Here is a 1,377-nt window from a genome sequence, read left to right as displayed (position 1 = left end):
CGTTCCGGCGCGCGATGGCGAAGGTGGACGCTGCACTCGGGCCGCTGCTCGGCTGGTCGCCGCGCGCACGCCTGGCGGCGGGCGTCACGGCGGAGGAGCTGGCGGCGACCGATGTCGCGCAGCCGCTGCTGTTCGCCGTGCAGGTCGCCATGCTGCCCGCGCTGGCGGCGCAGGGACTGCGTCCCGCCATGGTGCTCGGCCATTCGGTCGGCGAGGTCGCGGCCGCGCATGCGGCGGGGCTGCTGACGCTGGACGAGGCAGCGCGCCTGGTGGTGGTGCGCAGCCGCCACCAGCAGGCGCGGCGGGGTGTCGGCCGCATGGCCGCGCTGAACGCCACGGCCGAGGAGGCGGCGGCGATCCTGGACGGCACGCCGGTCGAGATCGCCGCCTTCAACGCCCCGGCCGCCCTGACCCTGGCCGGCCCCGAGGACGCGCTGGAAGCGGTGCGGATCGCCGCCGAGGCGCGCCGCCTGCCCTTCGTCCCGCTCGATCTGGACTACGCCTTCCACAGCGCCGCGATGGATCCGGTGCGGCCGGCGCTGCTGGCCGACCTCGCGGAGCTGCGCTGCGGCGCGCCGGCCCTGCCGATGCTCTCCACCGTGACGGGCGAGGCGCTCGGCGCCGGCGCGACCGATGCGGCCTACTGGTGGCGCAACCTGCGCGAGCCCGTGCGCCTCGACGCCGCGCTGCGCGCGGCCATCGCGGGCGGCGCCAGGCTGTTCCTGGAGATCGGCCCGAACCCGGTCCTGCAATCCTACATCCGGGAGACGGCGCGCGCGGCGCAGGTGGAGGCGGCGAACCTGGCCAGCCTGTCGAAGCGCGACGTCGCCGGCGCCGACCCCTTCCCGGCCATCGCCGACCGCGCCTTCGCCGCCGGCGCCGACCCGCGCGAGGGCCCAGCCTTCCACGGCCCGGCCGAGCGCCGGCTGCCGCCGACGCCCTTCGACCGCCGCCGCTTGCTGCATGCCCATACCGAAGAGAGCCTGCGGCTGACCGATCCGATCGAGGACCATCCGCTGCTCGGCGTGCGCCGCGGCGCGGAGCCCGGCCTCTGGACCCGGTCGCTCGACACGGAGGTGGCGCCCTGGCTCGGCGACCACCGACTCGGCGCCGATGCGGTGCTCCCGGCGGCGGCGATGCTCGACATGGCGCTCGCCGCCGGCCGCGCGCGCCACCCCGAGGCCGCGATGCTGGAGGTATCGGAGCTCCGCATCTTGCGGCCGCTGCTGCTGGAAGCGGGACGCGGGCGCGAGATCCGCTGCACGCTCGACCCGGATGGAGCCTTCCGGCTGGAAAGCCGGCGCCGGCTGGCCGGCGAGCCCTGGACGCTGCACGCCGCCGGCGAGGTGCGCCCGACCGCGCCGGCCGCGCTGGCGG

Annotated in this window: 1 protein-coding gene; it reads left to right on the top strand. The window is 77.3% G+C overall.

What is annotated here, in order from left to right:
* Nucleotides 1-23: 23 nt before the first annotated feature.
* On the top strand, nt 24-1,377 hold a 1,354-nt coding region (locus OZN99_RS31615; RefSeq protein ID WP_270939154.1), incomplete at its 3' end, for an acyltransferase domain-containing protein.

The organism is Falsiroseomonas oryzae (assembly GCF_027856955.1).
Classification (GTDB): Bacteria; Pseudomonadota; Alphaproteobacteria; order Acetobacterales; family Acetobacteraceae; genus Falsiroseomonas; species Falsiroseomonas oryzae.
The sequence above is the reverse complement of the archived record's forward strand: the minus strand, read 5'-3'. Positions and strand labels throughout refer to the sequence as shown.